This is a genomic window from Klebsiella sp. CN_Kp113 (genome assembly GCF_040064585.1).
Classification (GTDB): Bacteria; Pseudomonadota; Gammaproteobacteria; order Enterobacterales; family Enterobacteriaceae; genus Klebsiella; species Klebsiella michiganensis.
Genome location: NZ_JBEAID010000017.1, coordinates 267,160 through 285,615, shown reverse-complemented (window position 1 = coordinate 285,615; position 18,456 = coordinate 267,160). Strand labels below are relative to the sequence as shown.

Below are 18,456 nucleotides of genomic sequence, written 5' to 3'. Positions count from 1 at the left end.
TTACGCGTTTTTCAACACTTCGCTGACAATCTCTACCGCTTCCTTCTCAATCTGCTGACGATGTTCAGCGCCGAGGAAGCTTTCGCAGTAGATTTTATAGGCATCTTCGGTACCTGACGGACGCGCGGCGAACCAGCCGTTGTCGGTCATCACCTTCAGACCGCCAATCGCCGCCCCGTTGCCCGGCGCCGCGGTCAGACGCGCGGTAATCGGATCGCCTGCCAGGGTACTGGCGCTCACCATTTCCGGGGAGAGCTTAGACAGCGCCGCTTTCTGGGCAGACGTCGCGGAAGCCTGCAGACGGTTGTAGCTTGGCGCACCAAAGCGCTCTGCCAGTTCGTCGTAGTGCTGCTGCGGGTTTTTGCCGGTGACTGCGGTGATTTCCGCCGCCAGCAGGCACATGATGATGCCGTCTTTGTCGGTAGACCACGGCGTGCCGTCAAAGCGCAGGAACGACGCTCCCGCGCTCTCTTCGCCGCCGAAGCCGAAGCTGCCGTCAAACAGGCCGTCAACGAACCACTTAAAGCCAACCGGTACTTCCACCAGTTTGCGCCCCAGATCGTTGACTACGCGGTCAATCATCGCCGAGGAGACCAGGGTTTTACCGACGGCCACATCTTTGCCCCACTGCGGGCGATGCTGGAACAGGTAGTTAATCGCCACCGCCAGGTAGTGGTTCGGGTTCATTAACCCGGCCGGCGTGACGATACCGTGACGGTCGTAATCCGGGTCATTGGCGAAGGCCAGGTCAAACTTGTCGCGCAGCGCCAGCAGGCCCGCCATCGCGCACTCGGAGGAGCAGTCCATGCGGATTGCGCCGTCTTTATCGAGGTGCATAAAGCGGAAGGTCTGATCGACGTGGTCGTTAACGATGGTCAGGTTGAGATTGTAATGCTCAGCGATACGCTTCCAGTATTCGATACCGGAGCCGCCCAGCGGATCGACGCCCAGCGTCAGTCCGGCTTTCTGGATCGCCGCCATATCGACGATATCCGCCAGCCCTTCAATAAACGGCTGCACCAGATCCTGCTCTGTGACGTGGCCGGAGGCCAGCGCCGCATCAAGAGAAATACGCTTCACGCCCTGCAGACCGGCAGCCAGCAGTTCGTTGGCGCGATTCTCTACCACCTTAGTCACGTTGGTATCCGCCGGGCCGCCGTTAGGCGGGTTGTACTTGATACCACCGTCTTCCGGCGGGTTGTGGGACGGCGTGATAACAATACCGTCAGCCAGCGGGCCGCCCTTCTTGTTGTGCACCAGAATCGCATTGGAAATCGCCGGCGTCGGGGTGAAGCCGTTGTTTTCCTGAACGATGACGTCAACGCCGTTCGCCGCCAGCACTTCCAGTACGGAAATGAAAGCCGGTTCGGAGAGTGCGTGAGTGTCCTTACCGACATAGCATGGGCCGGTGATCCCGTTCTTCGCGCGATCTTCAGCAATTGCCTGAGCAATCGCCAGAATATGCTGCTCGTTGAAGTTGTGGCGCGCCGCGCTGCCGCGGTGACCGGAGGTGCCAAACTTCACTGCATGTTCCGCGTTGCCAACTTCCGGCTTCAGCACATAGTACTGGGCAGTCAGTTGGGCGACGTTAATCAAATCACTCTGTTGCGCAGGTTGACCCGCGCGCTTATCGATTGCCATTGCCTGATCCTTCTGGTGCAAAGTTAACTAACTAGATCGTACCGCAAACCTTTTCGATCAATTCCGCAGGGAACTGCATTGACTGCATGATATGTTCGATCATGCTGCATTTGCGACCGGTATTGGTATTTGTAATGACCCACCACGGCGTTCCCGGTACCTGCTTAGGTTTCGTCTGATTACCGTTTTTCTGCAGCGTGCGTTCATCCTCAGCGAAATAAACGCGGGTGCGCCCGTGCAGGGACTCGGTCGCCTCGGCAAACGCTTTGCTGTCTAAGGCGTAGAGGGTGGTCAGAACCAGCATGAAACGGTTTACCGCGCGCTTTTGTTCGGCGTACTCATCAGATAACAGCAGCTCACGCATGGCGCGAACTTTATCTTTCAGAGGATTAGCGGGTTTCACTTCAGCGACAGGCGTTGGCGCAGGGACCGGAGCGGCTTTCGCTACCGGTGCGACAGGCTGGGAAACGGCGGAAAACTTCAACATGCGCCGTAAAATGTCGGATGCGCTCTCGCCAATATGCTTGGTGTGGCTGGCAATATAGCTATAGAGTTCATCATCAACTTCAATTGTTTTCATCTTAATCCAGTGCGATATCTTTTTCTGAATACAAGTTGTCGGGATTATAGGGACAAATCCCAACCGCGGATAGCGTCAAACCAGGATGGCGGTAAAACTCGGATATCTTCCGGGTCTTGCAGCCGGATGGCAGAATGTCCAACATAATACCCTAACCCGACGGAGCGAAAAAAAGAACTTTGCCATGAAATTAAATAGCCGAGCGCAATCTGCACAGAATCCGCACAATAATCCCCCTATCGTCCTGGTCCACGGCCTTTTTGGCAGCCTGGATAATCTTGGGATCCTCGCCCGCGATCTGGTTCTCGATCGCGATATTATCCAGGTCGACATGCGAAACCACGGCCTTTCGCCGCGCTCGCCTGACATGACCTATCCCGCGATGGCCCAGGATCTGCTTGATATTCTCAATGAATCACAGATTGAGAAAGCCACCTTTATTGGTCACTCAATGGGCGGTAAAGCGGTGATGGCGCTGAGCGCGCTGGCCCCGGAGCGCATCGCGGGCCTGGTCGCCATTGATATCGCCCCGGTGGATTATCACGTCCGCCGCCATGATGAAATCTTCGCCGCCATCAATGCCGTCACCGACGCGGGGGCCGCTACGCGTCAGCAGGCGGCGACGGTCATGCGCCAGCACCTTAACGAAGAGGGCGTGATTCAGTTTCTGTTAAAATCTTTCGTGGACGGCCAGTGGCGGTTTAACGTACCGGTGCTGTGGGAGCAGTACGATAATATCGTCGGCTGGCAAACCGTTCCGCCCTGGCCGCATCCGGCGCTGTTTATTCCGGGCGGCAACTCCCCCTACGTCACCGATGCCTACCGCGAGACTTTATTAGCTCAGTTTCCCCAGGCGCGCGCGCACGTTATCGCCGGCGCCGGGCACTGGGTGCATGCAGAAAAACCGGAGGCCGTTATCCGCGCGATCCGTCGTTATTTGACCTCTATCGCCGCGTAACTGCCTAAAATATACTCGACCGCGCGGCTTAATGCCCGCGGCCGTTGGCGCAGCCCGTCGCCTGATGTATTATGGCGCGCTGTCTGCATCGGCTATGCCCGATAGCTTGTTTCCCCCGAAGTCACTCTGAATCATGGCAAAAGAACAAACGGACCGTACGACATTAGATTTGTTCGCAACTGAGCGTCGGCCGGGTAGACCGAAAACGAATCCGCTTTCGCGCGATGAACAGCTGCGCATCAACAAACGCAATCAGCTTAAACGCGATAAGAGTCGCGGTCTGAAGCGCGTGGAGCTAAAGCTCAATGCCGATGCTGTCGATGCGCTTAATGAGCTGGCCGAAGCCCGTAACATGAACCGCAGCGATCTCATCGAAGAGATGCTGATGAACCAGCTGGCAGCCCTGCGCGACCAGGATAAAGCCTAAAACCCTCAAAAAATAAGCTTTCGTGTAGCAGAGTGTGCAGTTGGGCGTGATTGCTGTTTCCGCGCCCTTCTCAGTTCTGCTATCATTGCCCCTATCTGCGGGCATTACGCCACTACCACATCATTAAGTTTCAAGAGGTTATTTTACTCATGGCAATCATCGGCATCTTTTTTGGCAGCGACACCGGCAACACCGAAAATATTGCAAAAATGATCCAAAAGCAGCTTGGTAAAGACGTTGCTGATGTTCACGACATTGCCAAAAGCAGCAAAGAGGATCTGGAGGCTCACGATATCCTGCTGCTCGGCATTCCCACCTGGTACTACGGCGAAGCCCAGTGCGACTGGGACGATTTTTTCCCGACGCTGGAAGAGATCGATTTCAATGGCAAACTGGTGGCTCTGTTTGGCTGTGGCGATCAGGAGGACTATGCTGAATACTTCTGTGATGCGCTGGGGACTATCCGCGATATCATCGAACCGCGCGGCGCAACTATCGTTGGCCATTGGCCGACCGCCGGCTACCATTTTGAAGCCTCTAAAGGCCTGGCCGATGACGATCACTTTGTTGGCCTGGCCATTGACGAAGACCGTCAGCCTGAGCTGACTAACGAACGCGTGGAAAAATGGGTAAAACAGATTTCTGAAGAGCTGCACCTCGAAGAAATCAAGAATGCCTGAGTCTGAACGGCGTAATCCTCAGGTTTCGCCGAATTGATAGATAAAAGCAATCAAAGTTATAGCTACAAGTTTTTAACTTTTAATCACATATCTGTACAATGTCCTCTGATTTAACGGGGTCGCGTGAAGCACTTTGTAGCGAGTGCCTCGTTTTTGACAGCATACAAGGCCCGATGCTTGCAGTTTTCATTTCACCATGGCAGTTCTATAATGAGACGCATTACATCGGGTGATTCTCTGTATTACTTCCGCTGATGGAAGTAGATCGTTTAGCAACAGGACAGATTCCGCATGACTGACAACAATACCGCATTAAAGAAAGCTGGCCTGAAAGTGACGCTTCCGAGATTAAAAATCCTGGAAGTGCTGCAAGGACCGGATAACCATCATGTCAGTGCGGAAGACTTATACAAACGCCTGATTGATATGGGTGAAGAGATTGGCCTGGCCACCGTCTACCGCGTACTGAACCAGTTCGACGACGCCGGCATCGTCACCCGTCATAATTTCGAAGGCGGTAAATCCGTTTTTGAACTGACGCAGCAGCATCATCACGATCACCTGATTTGCCTCGACTGCGGCAAAGTGATCGAATTTAGCGATGATTCCATTGAAGCGCGCCAGCGTGAAATTGCCGCAAGGCACGGTATTCGCCTGACTAACCACAGCCTGTACCTGTACGGCCACTGCGCAGAAGGCGACTGCCGCGAAGATGAACATGCCCACGACGCGGCAGAAAAATAATCACCGCATCGTATACCGCCCAAAGCCAGCCTGAAGGTTGGCTTTTTTTTGCCCGGAATCTGCCGCCTCTTTCTCTCGCGCTGCAATACGTTTACTGTCAGTGCATCCTGACGTGTACGGAGAGTCGACATGGAGCTTCGCCAGCTACGCTATTTTGTGCGCATTATTGAAACCGGCAGTATGGGCCGCGCCGCGCTTGACCTGGATATCGGCGTCTCCGCGCTTAGCCAACAGATGGCGCGCCTGGAGAATGAACTCGCCATCCGTCTGCTGCAGCGGACGTCTCGCGGCGTCATGCCGACCAGCGCCGGCCTCGCCTTCTACTCCCAGGCGCAGCTCGCGCTGCGTCACGCCGATGATGCGGTTCTCGCCGCGCGCGAGGCGCGCCTTTCCGGCCACGTCAGCGTCGGTATGGCCCCCAGCACCGCCTCCGTTCTCGGGGTGCCTTTTATTCACGCGATGCGCGAAAGCTATGCCGACGTCCGCCTGCATTTGGTCGAGAGCCTCTCCGGTAACCTGGAACGCATGATCAACACCCGCCAGCTTGACTTAGCTATCGTGTTCCAGAAGGAGAAGCTTGTGCGCTGGAGCGCCAGGCCCATCCTTGAAGAGCGTCTGTTTCTGATTGGCACCCATGACGTCCTGTCCCCCCTTCCCGAAGCGAGCATCTCGCCTGGCCAGCTGGCCGCTATCCCGCTGATTATGCCAAGCCTGGGGCATGGACTGCGCGGCAGGCTGGAAGCGATCTGCCAGGAGCATGCCCTGAGCGTCAATGTGGTGGCTGAAATCGACGGCCTGGCCCTGCTGATGCGCGCCGTCCGCGACGGGCTCGGCGCCACTTTGCAGCCGGGGGCGGCAATTTCCCATCTCGACAGCGAGTCCCTGAGAGTGATCGGCGTCGACAATCCGATACTCAGTCGACCTAATTTTCTCGTCAGCCTTTCCGATGATGAGCTGACTCCGGCAGGCCTTGCGGCCCGCGTAATACTGGCGAAAGTCATGCGTCAGCTGGTTGAGTCGGGTCGCTGGCCCGGCGCCAGCCTTTACGCAAACTAAACCCCCCTTTAGCAATACGCCATAGCGTCCAGCCGGCCGTAACGCATACATTTCCATTACAAATTTAACAATCAAGCAAAGCGTAATGGAGCCATAAATGGTGGATGTACTGGTCATTGGCGGCGGCAATGCCGCGCTATGCGCCGCCTTAACCGCCCGGGAAGCTGGTGCGTCCGTGCTGCTGCTGGAGGCCGCGCCGCGGGAATGGCGAGGCGGCAACTCTCAGCACACGCGGAATCTTCGCTGTATGCACGATGCTCCGCAGGATGTTTTGGTCGACAGCTATCCGGAAGAAGAGTACTGGCAGGACCTGCTGCGCGTCACCGAGGGCAACACCAACGAAGCGCTGGCGCGCCTGGTGATCCGCACCTCATCGCAGTGCCGGGACTGGATGCGCCAGCACGGGGTTAACTTTCAGCCGCCGCTCTCCGGCGCCCTGCACGTGGCCCGCACCAACGCCTTTTTTATGGGCGGCGGCAAGGCTCTTATAAATGCCTATTACCGCAGCGCGGAGCAGATGGGCGTAAAGATCCGCTACAACACGCCGGTACAGGCGCTCGAATTAGATAACGGCGAATTCGTCGCCGCGCTGGCGGGCGAAGAGAGGATCGTCGCCAAAACCTGCGTCCTCGCCGCCGGCGGATTTGAATCTAACCGCGAGTGGCTGCGTGAAGCATGGGGACAGAACGAGCGCGGTGAATGGCCAGCCGATAACTTTCTCATCCGCGGCACCCGCTTCAATCAGGGCGTGCTGCTCAAGTTTATGATTGACGCCGGGGCTGACATTATTGGCGACCCCTCGCAATCCCACTGCGTCGCCATTGACGCCAGGGCGCCGCTCTACGATGGCGGGATCTGCACGCGCGTGGACTGCGTGTCGCTGGGGGTGGTCGTCAACCGCGATGCCGGGCGCTTTTATGATGAAGGGGAAGATTTCTGGCCCAAACGCTATGCCATCTGGGGCAGGCTGGTCGCCCACCAGCCGGGGCAAATCGGCTACTCGATCATCGACAGCAAAGCGATCGGCCACTTTATGCCGCCCGTTTTCCCCGGCGCCCGGGCCAATACCATTGAAGAGCTGGCTCGCCAGCTGGGGCTGGACGCGGAACGCCTGGCGCAAACCATCGCCCGCTACAATGCCGCCTGTACGCCGGGCCAGTTCGATCATACCCGGCTTGATAACTGCGCGACATCCGGCCTGACGCCGCCGAAAACCCACTGGGCGCGGCCCATCGATACCCCGCCCTACTACGGCTATGCCCTACGGCCGGGGATCACCTTTACCTACCTTGGGCTGTATGTTAATGAACGCGCCGCCGTCCATTTTGCGGGCAAGCCGAGCCGCAACCTGTTCGTCGCCGGCGAAATGATGGCCGGCAACGTGCTGGGCAAGGGGTATACCGCCGGCGTGGGCATGTCCATCGGTACGACGTTCGGCCGCATTGCCGGCCAGCAGGCCGCCCGCGCGGCACAGCAGGAGACACACCATGAAATCGCTTGAAATGCTGATCATTGACGCGCAAATCATCACCGAGTCGGAAGCGGAAGTTGAACGGGTGATGCAGGTCTGTAACGCCTGTCGCTATTGCGAAGGGTTTTGCGCCGTGTTTCCGGCCATGACCCAGCGCCTGGCTTTTGGCAAAGCGGATATAAACTACCTGGCCAACCTGTGCCATAACTGCGGCGCCTGCCTGCATGCCTGCCAGTACGCGCCGCCGCACGAGTTTGCCATTAATGTCCCGAAGGCGATGGCGGAAGTGCGCCTGGAGACCTATCAACACTATGCTCAGCCCGCGGCTTTCGGCAGCCTGTATCGTCGGGCCGGCGTAACCACGGTACTGGCGCTGGTCGGCGGGCTGATCCTCTTTCTGCTGCTGGCGATGGGGCTCAAAGGCTCCCTGCTTCATCCACCGCTGGCCGGCGATTTCTACCAGATTTTTCCCCATAACCTGCTGGCGTGGATGTTTGGCACGGTCTTCATACTGGCCATGGGGTTACTGATGGCCGGGGTGATCCGCTTCTGGCGCGAGATCTCGCCGGGTCAGCCTCAGGCCATCGACATCGCTAAAGCCTCGCATAATGCGCTCACGCTGAAGTATCTCGACGGCGGGCACGGTAAGGGCTGCAACGAGGCCGATGACGCGTTTACCCTGCTGCGCCGCCGTTTCCATCACTTTACCTTCTACGGGTTTCTGCTCTGTTTCGCCGCCACAGTGGTAGCCACGGGTTATCACTATATCGCCGGCTGGGAGGCCCCCTACCCGTTCTTCAGCGTACCGGTTGTGCTGGGCACGCTCGGCGGCATCGGCCTGCTGGTGGGCCCGGCGGGTTTGCTATGGCTGAACCTGCGCCGCTCGCCGCTGCACGGCGACCCGCGGCAAAAACCGATGGATCGCGGCTTTATTCTGCTGCTGCTGCTGACCAGCTTCACCGGCCTCGCCCTGCTGGCGGGACGAGACACCTCGTGGATGGGCATTCTGCTTGCCATTCACCTCGGCGTGGTGATGGCGCTGTTTTTGACCCTGCCATACGGAAAATTCGCCCACGGATTTTATCGCTGTGCGGCGTTACTCAAGTGGGCGATTGAGAAACGACGCGGAAAACAGGCGGCAGTCGCAGGCGACTAGTCCGCTCCTCTTACCTCTATAAAAACAAGATAAAGACAATGGAGAGCAACCCCTATGACGCAACCCTCATCGCGCGCCGGTACCTTTGGCGCCATTCTCCGCGTGACCAGCGGTAATTTTCTCGAACAATTCGACTTTTTTCTGTTTGGCTTTTACGCCACCTATATCGCCAGAACGTTCTTTCCGGCGGAGAGCGAGTTTGCGGCGTTAATGCTTACCTTCGCCGTGTTTGGTTCGGGCTTTCTGATGCGCCCCATCGGCGCGATAGTGCTGGGGGCCTATATTGACAGAATCGGGCGGCGTAAAGGGCTGATGGTGACGCTGGCAATTATGGGCTGCGGGACGCTGCTGATAGCGCTGGTTCCCGGCTATCAAACCATCGGCGTTCTCGCCCCCGTTCTGGTATTAGTGGGTCGCCTGCTGCAGGGATTCTCGGCGGGCGTCGAGCTCGGCGGCGTGTCGGTCTATCTGTCGGAAATCGCCACGCCGGGGAAAAAAGGGTTCTATACCAGCTGGCAATCCGCCAGCCAGCAGGTGGCTATCGTCGTCGCGGCGCTGATTGGCTACGCGCTGAATGAAACGCTCGGCCACGATGAGATTGCCGAATGGGGCTGGCGTATTCCCTTCTTTATTGGCTGTATGATTATTCCGCTGATTTTTGTGCTGCGGCGTTCGTTGCAGGAAACCGAAGCCTTCCTGCAGCGCAAGCATCGCCCTGACACGCGGGAGATCCTGAGCACGATTGCCAAAAACTGGCGCATCATCACGGCGGGGACCTTGCTGGTGGCGATGACCACCACCACCTTTTATTTTATTACCGTCTATACGCCGACCTACGGTAGAGCCTTTCTGCATCTGAGCGCCCGCGACAGTCTGCTGGTGACCATGCTGGTCGGCATCTCTAACTTTATCTGGTTACCGATTGGCGGGGCAATTTCTGACAGAATAGGCCGTCGGCCGGTGCTGATGGGCATAACCCTGCTGGCGCTGCTCACTACCTGGCCGGTCATGCACTGGCTCACCGCCGCGCCGGATTTCACCCGCATGACGCTGGTCCTGCTCTGGTTCTCGTTCTTCTTTGGGATGTATAACGGCGCGATGGTGGCCGCCCTGACGGAAGTGATGCCGGTCTACGTCCGCACCGTGGGCTTTTCACTGGCCTTTAGCCTCGCCACCGCGATCTTCGGCGGCCTGACGCCGGCCATTTCCACCGCGCTGGTCGAGATAACGGGCGACAAAAGCTCGCCGGGCTGGTGGCTGATGTGCGCCGCGCTATGCGGCCTGGCCGCTACCGCGATGCTCTTCGTACGCCTGGGCTGCGGCTACCAGCCGGCAGAAATACCCCGCTAAAATAGCAACGGGCGGAGTTGACGCTCCGCCCGTTTGCTTGCCGCCGTCTGGCTTAACGCGGCGTATTGTTGCTGTGGATCTCTTTCCAGATCTGGTCGCAGCGCGCCTCTACAGCCTGATCGTTCCCGGTTTTGCGCGCCTGGATGCACTGCTGATAATCCAGCACCCGCACGCTTTCCTGGGTCGCGAACTGCTGATGCTGTTTCTCCTGCTTCAGCACGTTCAGTACGCTCTGACAGGCTTCAACTTTATCCGGATTGCCCTCTGCGGTATTAATGCAGGCGCTGTAGGCATCTTTTAACTTTGAGTCTTCCTTAGGCGCTGGCGACTGAGTACAGGCAACCAGACCTGCTGCCATAATGGCGACAAGTATTAACTTTTTCATCATGAACCTCGGGAAATTGCGGCGGGTTTCCCCCGCCGCAGTGGCATCAGAAAATGGTGAACGGAGCAATAACCATGAACTTCACGTCGCGCTCATCCTGGAAGATGTTGCCGTAACCACCGCTCCAGCTTGGGATATCGGAGTGGTTGTCGTATTGCGTAAAGTGGAGTTTGAACAGCGTGCCCTTAGCGCGTCCTTCCTGAACGGTGTACATGGCATCCAGGCTATAGGCGGACTCTTCCAGGCGTTTATCCGGGTTGTAGTACGCATCAGGCGAGGACATTCTCCCCGGCTTCGCATCCCAGGCATAAACGTAGGAGGCGCCGAAGGCCCAGCCCGGCATGTTCCAGTTCTTCATGTCATACATCGCGCCGAAGAACACCGCTTTTTCACCGTTGGCGTTGAAGTCCGAACGGTTATCCCACCAGATATCCAGTCGCCCGTTAGACGATGCGTAAGTTGGCGTCATACGCTGCAGGAAGTAGCCCTGCTGACCATCAGCTTTAACCCAGGTTCCTTCCAGACGCAGGTCCAGAACGTCGGCAACCTTATAGCCAAAGGTCAATGCCTGCAGCCACGCGGTACCGTCATAGATATCGTTAACCCCGCCGTTGCTGACCTTATCGCGGGTGCCGTAGAACTGATAGCTGGTGGTTAACGGCGTGCCTGCAACATCAAACTTATAGCTGGCCTTGGCAAAATACTGGTCGATATAACCCTGTGCCTGACCAAACGCCGCTTCCAGCACAAGGTCGTTTTTAAAATCATATTTGGCGCCAAGAGAGTGAAGGTAATCCACCTTGGTTTTCTTGTCGTTCTGGTAGAACTCATCCATCTCAATGTGCCACGGCGCTTTATATTCGTTCGTCCACATATAGGAGAAACTCAGCGCGCCCGCATCGCCGTAGTCAAAGTTCGCACCGGCTTCAGCCCCCTGATAGGTACCCGGCATAAAGCTCCAGTGCGGTGCCAGCAGCGTCTGGCCGGTTGGCTGAATATAGCCCGCGCGCGCCCAGGTCGGGCCAAATTTAAATTTTGCGGCTGCTTTATACAGGCTGATCCCGCTCTTATCGCCGGAATAGTCTTCATCGTAGGTTTTATTGCGCGAGGAGAAAGCGATTTCGTTCGGGTGACCGCTCTCGCTGCTTTCGCCCATTTCGATGGCGGTAAAGGCAGCAACGTCAATACCGAACATATCGGCGGCATAGCCGGACTGGAAGTCGAGGTTGGCGTTCCAGGTGGAGTGCGACAGGTTAGTTTTATATTTATCGCCGTCGGTCACATCTTTACGGTCGCGCTCACGCTGCCAGTAATAGATGCCGCCGGTTAACGTTGAATCATCAATGAACCCTTCTGCTTTTGCATCCGGCACCATTGCAAATCCTGACAGGGCTGTGACACCGGCAATAGCCAGCGCCAGCGTACTACGTTTGCCACTAAACGTACGCATATGCATATCCTCTTTGACGTTTTAAAGTGCGGTTACCAATGGCAACGCGCAAAAAAATAAAATAAGACTGCTTAAAAAGTGGTGCGGTAAAAATTCGCATAACCACTAGGTATAGACTATTTTTCGTGACGCGAATTATCAATCTCTTTCGCCGACCAAAGATGAAGATTATGACAAAGCGCACATAATTTATGTCTTTTTGTTTCAGTCGTAGATGTCACACTTTTTTCGGGTGAAGTGCTTGCAAAAAAAGAGAAAATTAGGGGAAATGAAAGCGATTACATATTTATATGCAATAGATGGAAAGGGTTAAAAAAAGCGGTTATTACAATCTGTAAACAAGATTAATTCGCATCGCAAAAATATGAGGATTTAATTCTCTGATTCTGAATAAAAAAAACGCCGCAGTAAGCGGCGTTCTCAATAACGGCGGGTAGCTACGCGCCGACTTTCGCCCATGTGTCGCGCAGACCGACGGTGCGGTTAAACACCAGCTGGGTTGCGGTTGCATAGCGGCTATCCAGGCAGAAATAACCTTCGCGCTCGAACTGATACGCTTTTTCCGGCTGCGCCTGCGCCAGGCTCGGCTCGGCAAAACCCTGCTTGATCACCAGCGACTCCGGATTCATCACCGAGAGGAAGTCCTCCGCCGCGCCCGGGTTCGGTACGCTGAACAGGCGATCGTACAGGCGGATTTCTACCGGCAGCGCGTGCGCCGCGCTCACCCAGTGAATCACGCCCTTCACCTTGCGGCCGTCGGCCGGATCTTTGCTCAGGGTATCGTCATCGTAGGTGCAGAAGATAGTGGTGATGTTGCCTTCCGCATCTTTCTCCACGCGCTCCGCTTTGATCACGTAAGCGTTACGCAGGCGAACTTCTTTGCCCAGCACCAGACGCTTGTACTGCTTGTTCGCTTCTTCGCGGAAGTCGGCGCGATCGATCCAGATTTCGCCGCTGAACGGCACCTCGCGGCTGCCCATCTCCGGTTTATTCGGATGATTCGGCATGGTCACGATTTCGCTGCCGCCCTGCGGATAGTTTTCGATAACCAGCTTAACCGGGTCGATAACGGCCATCGCGCGCGGGGCGTTTTCGTTCAGATCTTCACGGATGCAGGATTCCAGCGAAGCGATTTCGATGGTGTTGTCCTGCTTGGTCACGCCGATGCGTTTGCAGAACTCGCGGATGGATTCAGCGGTATAGCCGCGACGGCGCAGACCGGAAATGGTCGGCATACGCGGGTCATCCCAGCCCTCAACGTGCTTCTCGGTCACCAGCTGATTCAGCTTACGCTTGGACATCACGGTGTATTCGAGGTTGAGGCGCGAGAATTCATACTGGCGCGGATGCACGGGGATGCTGATGTTATCCAGCACCCAATCGTACAGGCGGCGGTTATCCTGGAACTCGAGAGTACACAGCGAGTGGGTAATCCCTTCCAGCGCATCGCTGATGCAGTGGGTAAAGTCGTACATCGGGTAGATGCACCACTTGCTTCCGGTCTGGTGATGGTCGGCAAACTTAATGCGGTACAGCACCGGATCGCGCATCACGATAAACGGAGAGGCCATGTCGATTTTCGCGCGCAGGCAGGCTTTACCTTCGGCAAATCCACCGCTGCGCATTTTTTCAAACAGCGCCAGGTTCTCTTCCACGCTGCGATCGCGGTACGGGCTATTTTTACCCGGCTCTTTCAGCGTGCCGCGGTACTCACGGATCTCTTCCGCTGACAGTTCGTCAACGTAGGCCAGACCTTTATTGATCAGTTCAACCGCATACTGGTGCAGCTGATCGAAATAATCAGACGAGTAGCAAACATCCCCGGACCAGTGGAAACCTAACCACTGCACGTCGTTTTTAATCGACTCAACGTATTCGATATCTTCCTTCACCGGGTTGGTGTCATCGAAACGCAGGTTGCATTGGCCCTGGTAATCCTGAGCGATACCAAAGTTCAGGCAAATAGACTTCGCGTGGCCAATGTGCAGATAGCCGTTCGGTTCCGGTGGAAAACGGGTATGAACGGTGGTGTGCTTACCAGTAGCCAGATCTTCATCAATGATCTGACGAATAAAGTTAGTCGGGCGGGCTTCTGCCTCACTCATCGTGGGTTCCTCAAAGCGTAAACAACGTATAACGGCACATGATCTTACAAGCAGGGCGTAGAGACAACTATTAGTTACGCAAAATAGCGATCGGAAGGAGATTATGGGGGTGTTTGCGGTAAAAAAAAGCGGCGCAGGTTTCGCTGCGCCGCTGAGGCATAAACGCCACTCAGGAGTCTTATTTGCCTTTAATTTCGTATAGCGGCGTCTGGCCTGCAACCACTTTACCGGTTGCCTGAATAACCAGCGCGCTGTAGTCGTCGCTATTGCTGCATACGACCGGGCTAATCATCGAGCGCGCGTTAGCGTTCAGGAACTCAAGATCCAGTTCCAGAATCGGCTGACCCGCTTTCACTTCCGCGCCCTCTTCCACCAGACGTTTAAAGCCCTGGCCGTTAAGCGCGACGGTATCGATACCCATATGGACGACGATTTCCGCACCGTTTTCAGTTTCCAGACAGAAAGCATGGTTGGTGTTGAAAATCTTCACCACGGTGCCTGCCGCCGGCGCAACAACAATCTTATCGGTCGGTTTCACCGCCACGCCGTCGCCGACGGCTTTGCTGGCGAACGCTTCATCCGGTACCTGCTCCAGCGCTACAATGTCGCCGGTAATCGGCGAAACCAGCGCTTCGACGGTTTTCGCGTTAGCGACAGCCTGCGGTTTAGCAGCCTGAGCGGCTACGGGTGCGCTGTGAGACGCTGCAGCCGCCGCGGCAACCGGGCCACGGGCAACCACTTTCTTCATTTCATCGCCGACGGATTCGGCTTTCGCACCCACGATAACCTGGATGGTCTGCTTGTTCAGTTTAACCACACCGGAAGCGCCGAGGCGCTTACAGGCCGCGTCGTTAACCAGCGCAGAGTCCGCCACGGTCAGACGCAGACGGGTAATACAGGCATCAATCGCTTTCAGGTTATCCGTACCGCCGACCGCCGCGATGTAGTTGGTCGCCAGCTGGGTTAAACCTTCTTCGGTATTGCTGTTGGCCTCTTCAGTGACCACGTCATCCACTTTATCTTCACGACCCGGCGTTTTCAGATTGAACATGCGGATTACCGCGCTGAACAACAGGAAGTAGATAACGAAGAACACAACGCCCATCACAATCAGCATCCAGACGTTTTTACTGGCTGCCGGCAGGCTGTACATCAGCACATAGTCGATAGCGCCTGCGGAGAAAGAGAAGCCCGCGTGGATACCCAGCGCCGTCGCAACGAACAGGCTGATACCGGTCAGGATGGCGTGCAGGAGATACAGCAGCGGCGCCAGGAACATGAACAGGAATTCCAGCGGCTCAGTCACACCGGTCAGGAACGCGGTGATGGCAACCGACAGCAGCATACCGCCGACCATCGGACGACGCTCTTTCGGGGCCGCGAAATACATCGCCAGCGCCGCACCCGGCAGACCGAACATCATGATCGGGAAGAAGCCGGACATGAACATCCCCGCGGTGCCGTCACCCGCATAGAAGCGGTTGATATCACCGTGGAACACGGCGCCAGCAGCGTTGGTGAATTCACCAATCTGGAACCAGGCGATGGTGTTCAGCACCTGATGCAGACCCGTCGGGATCAGCAGACGGTTGATGAAACCAAAGATACCGGAGCCGAGCGCGCCCGCGCCCACAATCCATTCACCACCTGCATGGATGGCGTTCTGCACCGGCGGCCAGACGTAGCCGAAGATGGCTGCCAGCACCAGGCAGAAGAAGCCGGTTGCGATAGGTACAAAGCGTTTGCCGCCGAAGAAGCTCAGGAAGTCAGGCAGTTTGATACCCGACCAGCGGTTATAGACGGCACCGCCAACCAGACCGGTAATGATACCCGCCAGGACGCCCATGTTGATGGCCGGGTTGATGGTGACCATCGCTTTCGTCAACACGAAGTAACCAACCGCCCCCGCCAGCGCTGCGGCACCGGCGCTGTCTTTCGACCAGCTGGATGCGACGCCGATAGCGAAAATCAGCGCCAGGTTGTCAAAGATTGCCCCGCCCGCCTGGGCGATAAACGAAATGTTAAGCAGATCCGGTTGACCGAATCGCAGCAGCAGCGCCGCGACCGGCAGCACTGCGATAGGGAGCTGTAACGCCCTACCGAGTCGCTGAAAAAAACCTAAAATATTCATCTTATTCCCCCTATGAGACCCCGATAAGGCTCATTAAAGCCACTTTATTATTGTGTAACCTGGTTAAATTTTTAACTTACCTGCAAAGTGTCTGAAAAATTAATTCGTCTCGCAAATTAAATGGGTATTTTTTGTGACAATAGTCACCAAATATCGTATTCACCTCCGCCTTTGACTGGCTAACAACGAAAACTTATTTTATCATTCAAAAAATCAACACGGATTGACCCCGCTCGGCGCAGTTGCTGCGATACTCTTAATAGTATGCTGGCGCCAATCCGCCAGGTTCTAATTTAACTATAGAGGTGAACAATGAGACTGATCCCCCTGGTAACAGCTGAACAAGTCGGTAAATGGGCTGCCCGGCATATCGTTAACCGCATCAATGCGTTCAAACCGACTGCGGACCGTCCGTTTGTCCTGGGCCTGCCTACCGGCGGTACGCCTCTGACCGCTTATAAAGCCCTGGTTGAGATGCACAAAGCAGGCCAGGTTAGCTTTAAGCATGTTGTCACCTTCAACATGGATGAGTACGTTGGCCTGCCGAAAGAGCATCCGGAAAGCTATCATAGCTTTATGCATCGCAACTTCTTTGATCACGTTGATATCCCGGCGGAAAATATTAACCTGCTGAATGGTAACGCGCCGGATATTGATGCAGAATGCCGTCGCTATGAAGAAAAAATTCGTTCTTACGGTAAAATCCACCTGTTTATGGGCGGCGTGGGTAACGATGGCCACATCGCTTTTAACGAACCAGCCTCTTCTTTGGCTTCACGCACACGCATCAAAACCCTGACCCATGATACTCGCGTAGCGAATTCCCGTTTCTTCGACGGTGACGTTGACCAGGTGCCTAAGTACGCGCTGACCGTTGGCGTGGGCACGCTGCTGGACGCGGAGGAAGTGATGATTCTGGTGCTGGGTCATCAGAAAGCGCTGGCGCTGCAGGCGGCGGTGGAAGGCAACGTAAACCATATGTGGACCATTACCTGTCTGCAGCTGCACCCGAAAGCGGTGGTGGTCTGCGATGAGCCGTCCACCATGGAACTGAAAGTTAAGACACTGAAATATTTCAACGAGTTAGAAGCCGAAAATATCAAAGGTCTGTAATGTAGTCTCGTCCCGCGGCTGCCCCCGCGGGACAACCATTTTTGACAACCGGGGGTCGTAATGTATGCATTAACCCAAGGCCGGATTTATACCGGTCATGAAATTCTGGATGACCATGCGATTGTTATCGCCAATGGCCTTATCGAACGTATCTGTCCTCAGACTGAACTGCCCACCGGGATCGAACAGCGCTCGGTTGATGGCGCGATCCTTGCCCCCGGTTTTATCGACGTCCAGCTTAACGGCTGCGGCGGCGTGCAGTTCAACGACACGGCGGACGCGGTCACCGTTGAAACGCTGGAGATTATGCAGAAGGCCAATGAACGCTCAGGCTGCACCAGCTATCTGCCCACGCTGATCACCTCCAGCGACGACCTGATGAAACAGGGCGTACGCGTGATGCGCGAATACCTGCAAAAACATCCTAACCAGGCGCTGGGTCTGCATCTTGAAGGCCCGTGGCTGAATATTGTTAAAAAAGGCACCCACAACCCGGACTACGTACGCAAACCGGATGCCGCGCTGGTGGATTTCCTGTGCGAAAACGCGGACGTGATAACCAAAATCACGCTTGCGCCGGAACGGGTGGAACCGGAGGTTATCCGCAAACTGGTGGCCGCCGGCATCATCGTCTCCGCCGGTCACTCCAACGCGACGCTTAAAGAAGCGAAAATCGGTTTCCGCGCCGGGATTACCTTTGCTACCCATCTGTTTAACGCCATGCCGTATATTACCGGCCGTGAGCCGGGCCTGGCTGGCGCGATTTTCGACGAGCCGGATGTCTACTGCGGCATCATCGTCGATGGTATGCACGTCGATTTCGCTAACGTGCGCCTCGCTAAACGCTTGAAAGGCGACAAGCTGTGTCTGGTTACCGACGCGACGGCGCCGGCGGGTGCCAATATTGAGCAGTTCATTTTTGCCGGTAAAACAATATACTACCGGAACGGCCTGTGCGTAGATGAGAACGGTACCCTCAGCGGCTCTTCATTGACCATGATTGAAGGGGTGCGTAACCTCGTTGAGCATTGCGGCATCGCGCTGGATGAAGTGTTGCGTATGGCGACGCTCTACCCTTCCCGCGCCATTGGCGTAGACAAACAGTTAGGCAGCATTGCCCCGGGGATGGTCGCTAACCTGACCGCATTCACCCGTGATTATAAAATCACCAAGACCATCGTTAATGGTAACGAGGTCGTCACTGAGTAA

The 18,456-nt window shown here is 56.0% G+C and carries 16 protein-coding genes; 10 read left to right on the top strand and 6 right to left on the bottom strand.

The features are described from left to right. Complete coding sequence (gene pgm / locus ABLV30_RS09740) at positions 1-1,641, bottom strand: phosphoglucomutase (alpha-D-glucose-1,6-bisphosphate-dependent) (RefSeq protein ID WP_014228422.1); 1,641 nt, start codon at positions 1,639-1,641, stop codon at positions 1-3. Positions 1,642-1,672: 31 nt separating this feature from the next. Beyond that, positions 1,673-2,221, bottom strand: a complete 549-nt coding sequence (seqA, locus tag ABLV30_RS09735; protein ID WP_049104014.1) for a replication initiation negative regulator SeqA — start codon at positions 2,219-2,221, stop codon at positions 1,673-1,675. 184 nt (positions 2,222-2,405) lie between these two features. Between seqA and ybfF the strand changes: the two genes are divergently transcribed. The 8 genes from ybfF (at position 2,406) to ABLV30_RS09695 (ending at position 10,063) form a co-directional block, all read left to right on the top strand. Beyond that, a complete protein-coding gene (ybfF, locus tag ABLV30_RS09730) occupies positions 2,406-3,179 on the top strand; it encodes an esterase (RefSeq protein ID WP_014837821.1) in 774 nt (257 codons plus the stop codon). Between the two features lie 133 nt (positions 3,180-3,312). Further along, positions 3,313-3,606, top strand: coding sequence for a LexA regulated protein (gene ybfE / locus ABLV30_RS09725; RefSeq protein WP_025106386.1), 294 nt, complete (start codon positions 3,313-3,315; stop codon positions 3,604-3,606). 149 nt (positions 3,607-3,755) lie between these two features. Further along, positions 3,756-4,286 carry a flavodoxin FldA gene (fldA, locus tag ABLV30_RS09720; RefSeq protein ID WP_004100234.1) on the top strand — a complete coding sequence of 177 codons (531 nt, stop codon included), beginning with the start codon at positions 3,756-3,758 and terminating at the stop codon, positions 4,284-4,286. A 291-nt stretch (positions 4,287-4,577) separates the two neighbouring features. Beyond that, entirely contained in the window at positions 4,578-5,030 is a 453-nt protein-coding gene (fur, locus tag ABLV30_RS09715; RefSeq protein WP_004130476.1) for a ferric iron uptake transcriptional regulator, read from the top strand. A gap of 129 nt (positions 5,031-5,159) precedes the next feature. Continuing rightward, entirely contained in the window at positions 5,160-6,086 is a 927-nt protein-coding gene (tcuR, locus tag ABLV30_RS09710) for a tricarballylate utilization LysR family transcriptional regulator TcuR (RefSeq protein ID WP_148851328.1), read from the top strand. Between the two features lie 97 nt (positions 6,087-6,183). Next, positions 6,184-7,587 (top strand): FAD-dependent tricarballylate dehydrogenase TcuA, encoded by a 1,404-nt coding sequence (gene tcuA / locus ABLV30_RS09705; RefSeq protein WP_049083030.1) that lies wholly within the window; start codon positions 6,184-6,186, stop codon positions 7,585-7,587. Then, positions 7,574-8,713: a tricarballylate utilization 4Fe-4S protein TcuB gene (gene tcuB, locus ABLV30_RS09700; RefSeq protein ID WP_154924786.1), complete on the top strand. Its 1,140-nt coding sequence runs from the start codon at positions 7,574-7,576 to the stop codon at positions 8,711-8,713. Before tcuA ends, tcuB begins: the two co-directional genes overlap by 14 nt. Before the next feature lie 54 nt (positions 8,714-8,767). Further along, a complete protein-coding gene (locus ABLV30_RS09695) occupies positions 8,768-10,063 on the top strand; it encodes an MFS transporter (protein WP_265801481.1) in 1,296 nt (431 codons plus the stop codon). A 52-nt stretch (positions 10,064-10,115) separates the two neighbouring features. On the opposite strand, the gene chiQ is transcribed toward ABLV30_RS09695, so the two are convergent. The 4 genes from chiQ to nagE all read right to left on the bottom strand — a co-directional run bounded on the left by chiQ (position 10,116) and on the right by nagE (position 16,134). Then, the gene (gene chiQ / locus ABLV30_RS09690; RefSeq protein WP_004848843.1) at positions 10,116-10,448 is read right to left on the bottom strand and encodes a ChiQ/YbfN family lipoprotein; all 333 of its coding nucleotides are present in this window, start codon (positions 10,446-10,448) and stop codon (positions 10,116-10,118) included. A gap of 46 nt (positions 10,449-10,494) precedes the next feature. Further along, the gene (gene chiP, locus ABLV30_RS09685; RefSeq protein WP_004130464.1) at positions 10,495-11,898 is read right to left on the bottom strand and encodes a chitoporin; all 1,404 of its coding nucleotides are present in this window, start codon (positions 11,896-11,898) and stop codon (positions 10,495-10,497) included. A gap of 437 nt (positions 11,899-12,335) precedes the next feature. Further along, complete coding sequence (glnS, locus tag ABLV30_RS09680) at positions 12,336-14,003, bottom strand: glutamine--tRNA ligase (protein ID WP_116280171.1); 1,668 nt, start codon at positions 14,001-14,003, stop codon at positions 12,336-12,338. 178 nt (positions 14,004-14,181) lie between these two features. Next, entirely contained in the window at positions 14,182-16,134 is a 1,953-nt protein-coding gene (nagE, locus tag ABLV30_RS09675) for a PTS N-acetyl glucosamine transporter subunit IIABC (protein ID WP_004848836.1), read from the bottom strand. Between the two features lie 312 nt (positions 16,135-16,446). Here nagE and nagB point away from each other — a divergent pair, with 312 nt between their 5' ends. After that, on the top strand, positions 16,447-17,247 hold the full coding sequence (nagB, locus tag ABLV30_RS09670; protein ID WP_004130458.1) for a glucosamine-6-phosphate deaminase: 801 nt from the start codon (positions 16,447-16,449) through the stop codon (positions 17,245-17,247). Between the two features lie 60 nt (positions 17,248-17,307). Then, entirely contained in the window at positions 17,308-18,456 is a 1,149-nt protein-coding gene (gene nagA / locus ABLV30_RS09665) for an N-acetylglucosamine-6-phosphate deacetylase (RefSeq protein WP_014228413.1), read from the top strand.

Excerpts from the sequence above, each read along its gene's own strand:
- pgm (WP_014228422.1), bottom strand. The coding sequence starts at position 1,641 with ATGGCAATCGATAAGCGCGCGGGTCAACCTGCGCAACAGAGTGATTTG.
- tcuR (WP_148851328.1), top strand. The coding sequence starts at position 5,160 with ATGGAGCTTCGCCAGCTACGCTATTTTGTGCGCATTATTGAAACCGGC.
- tcuA (WP_049083030.1), top strand. The coding sequence starts at position 6,184 with ATGGTGGATGTACTGGTCATTGGCGGCGGCAATGCCGCGCTATGCGCC.
- chiQ (WP_004848843.1), bottom strand. The coding sequence starts at position 10,448 with ATGAAAAAGTTAATACTTGTCGCCATTATGGCAGCAGGTCTGGTTGCC.
- nagE (WP_004848836.1), bottom strand. The coding sequence starts at position 16,134 with ATGAATATTTTAGGTTTTTTTCAGCGACTCGGTAGGGCGTTACAGCTC.
- nagA (WP_014228413.1), top strand. The coding sequence starts at position 17,308 with ATGTATGCATTAACCCAAGGCCGGATTTATACCGGTCATGAAATTCTG.
- glnS (WP_116280171.1), bottom strand. The coding sequence starts at position 14,003 with ATGAGTGAGGCAGAAGCCCGCCCGACTAACTTTATTCGTCAGATCATT.
- seqA (WP_049104014.1), bottom strand. The coding sequence starts at position 2,221 with ATGAAAACAATTGAAGTTGATGATGAACTCTATAGCTATATTGCCAGC.
- fldA (WP_004100234.1), top strand. The coding sequence starts at position 3,756 with ATGGCAATCATCGGCATCTTTTTTGGCAGCGACACCGGCAACACCGAA.
- chiP (WP_004130464.1), bottom strand. The coding sequence starts at position 11,898 with ATGCGTACGTTTAGTGGCAAACGTAGTACGCTGGCGCTGGCTATTGCC.
- ABLV30_RS09695 (WP_265801481.1), top strand. The coding sequence starts at position 8,768 with ATGACGCAACCCTCATCGCGCGCCGGTACCTTTGGCGCCATTCTCCGC.
- nagB (WP_004130458.1), top strand. The coding sequence starts at position 16,447 with ATGAGACTGATCCCCCTGGTAACAGCTGAACAAGTCGGTAAATGGGCT.
- tcuB (WP_154924786.1), top strand. The coding sequence starts at position 7,574 with ATGAAATCGCTTGAAATGCTGATCATTGACGCGCAAATCATCACCGAG.
- ybfE (WP_025106386.1), top strand. The coding sequence starts at position 3,313 with ATGGCAAAAGAACAAACGGACCGTACGACATTAGATTTGTTCGCAACT.
- fur (WP_004130476.1), top strand. The coding sequence starts at position 4,578 with ATGACTGACAACAATACCGCATTAAAGAAAGCTGGCCTGAAAGTGACG.
- ybfF (WP_014837821.1), top strand. The coding sequence starts at position 2,406 with ATGAAATTAAATAGCCGAGCGCAATCTGCACAGAATCCGCACAATAAT.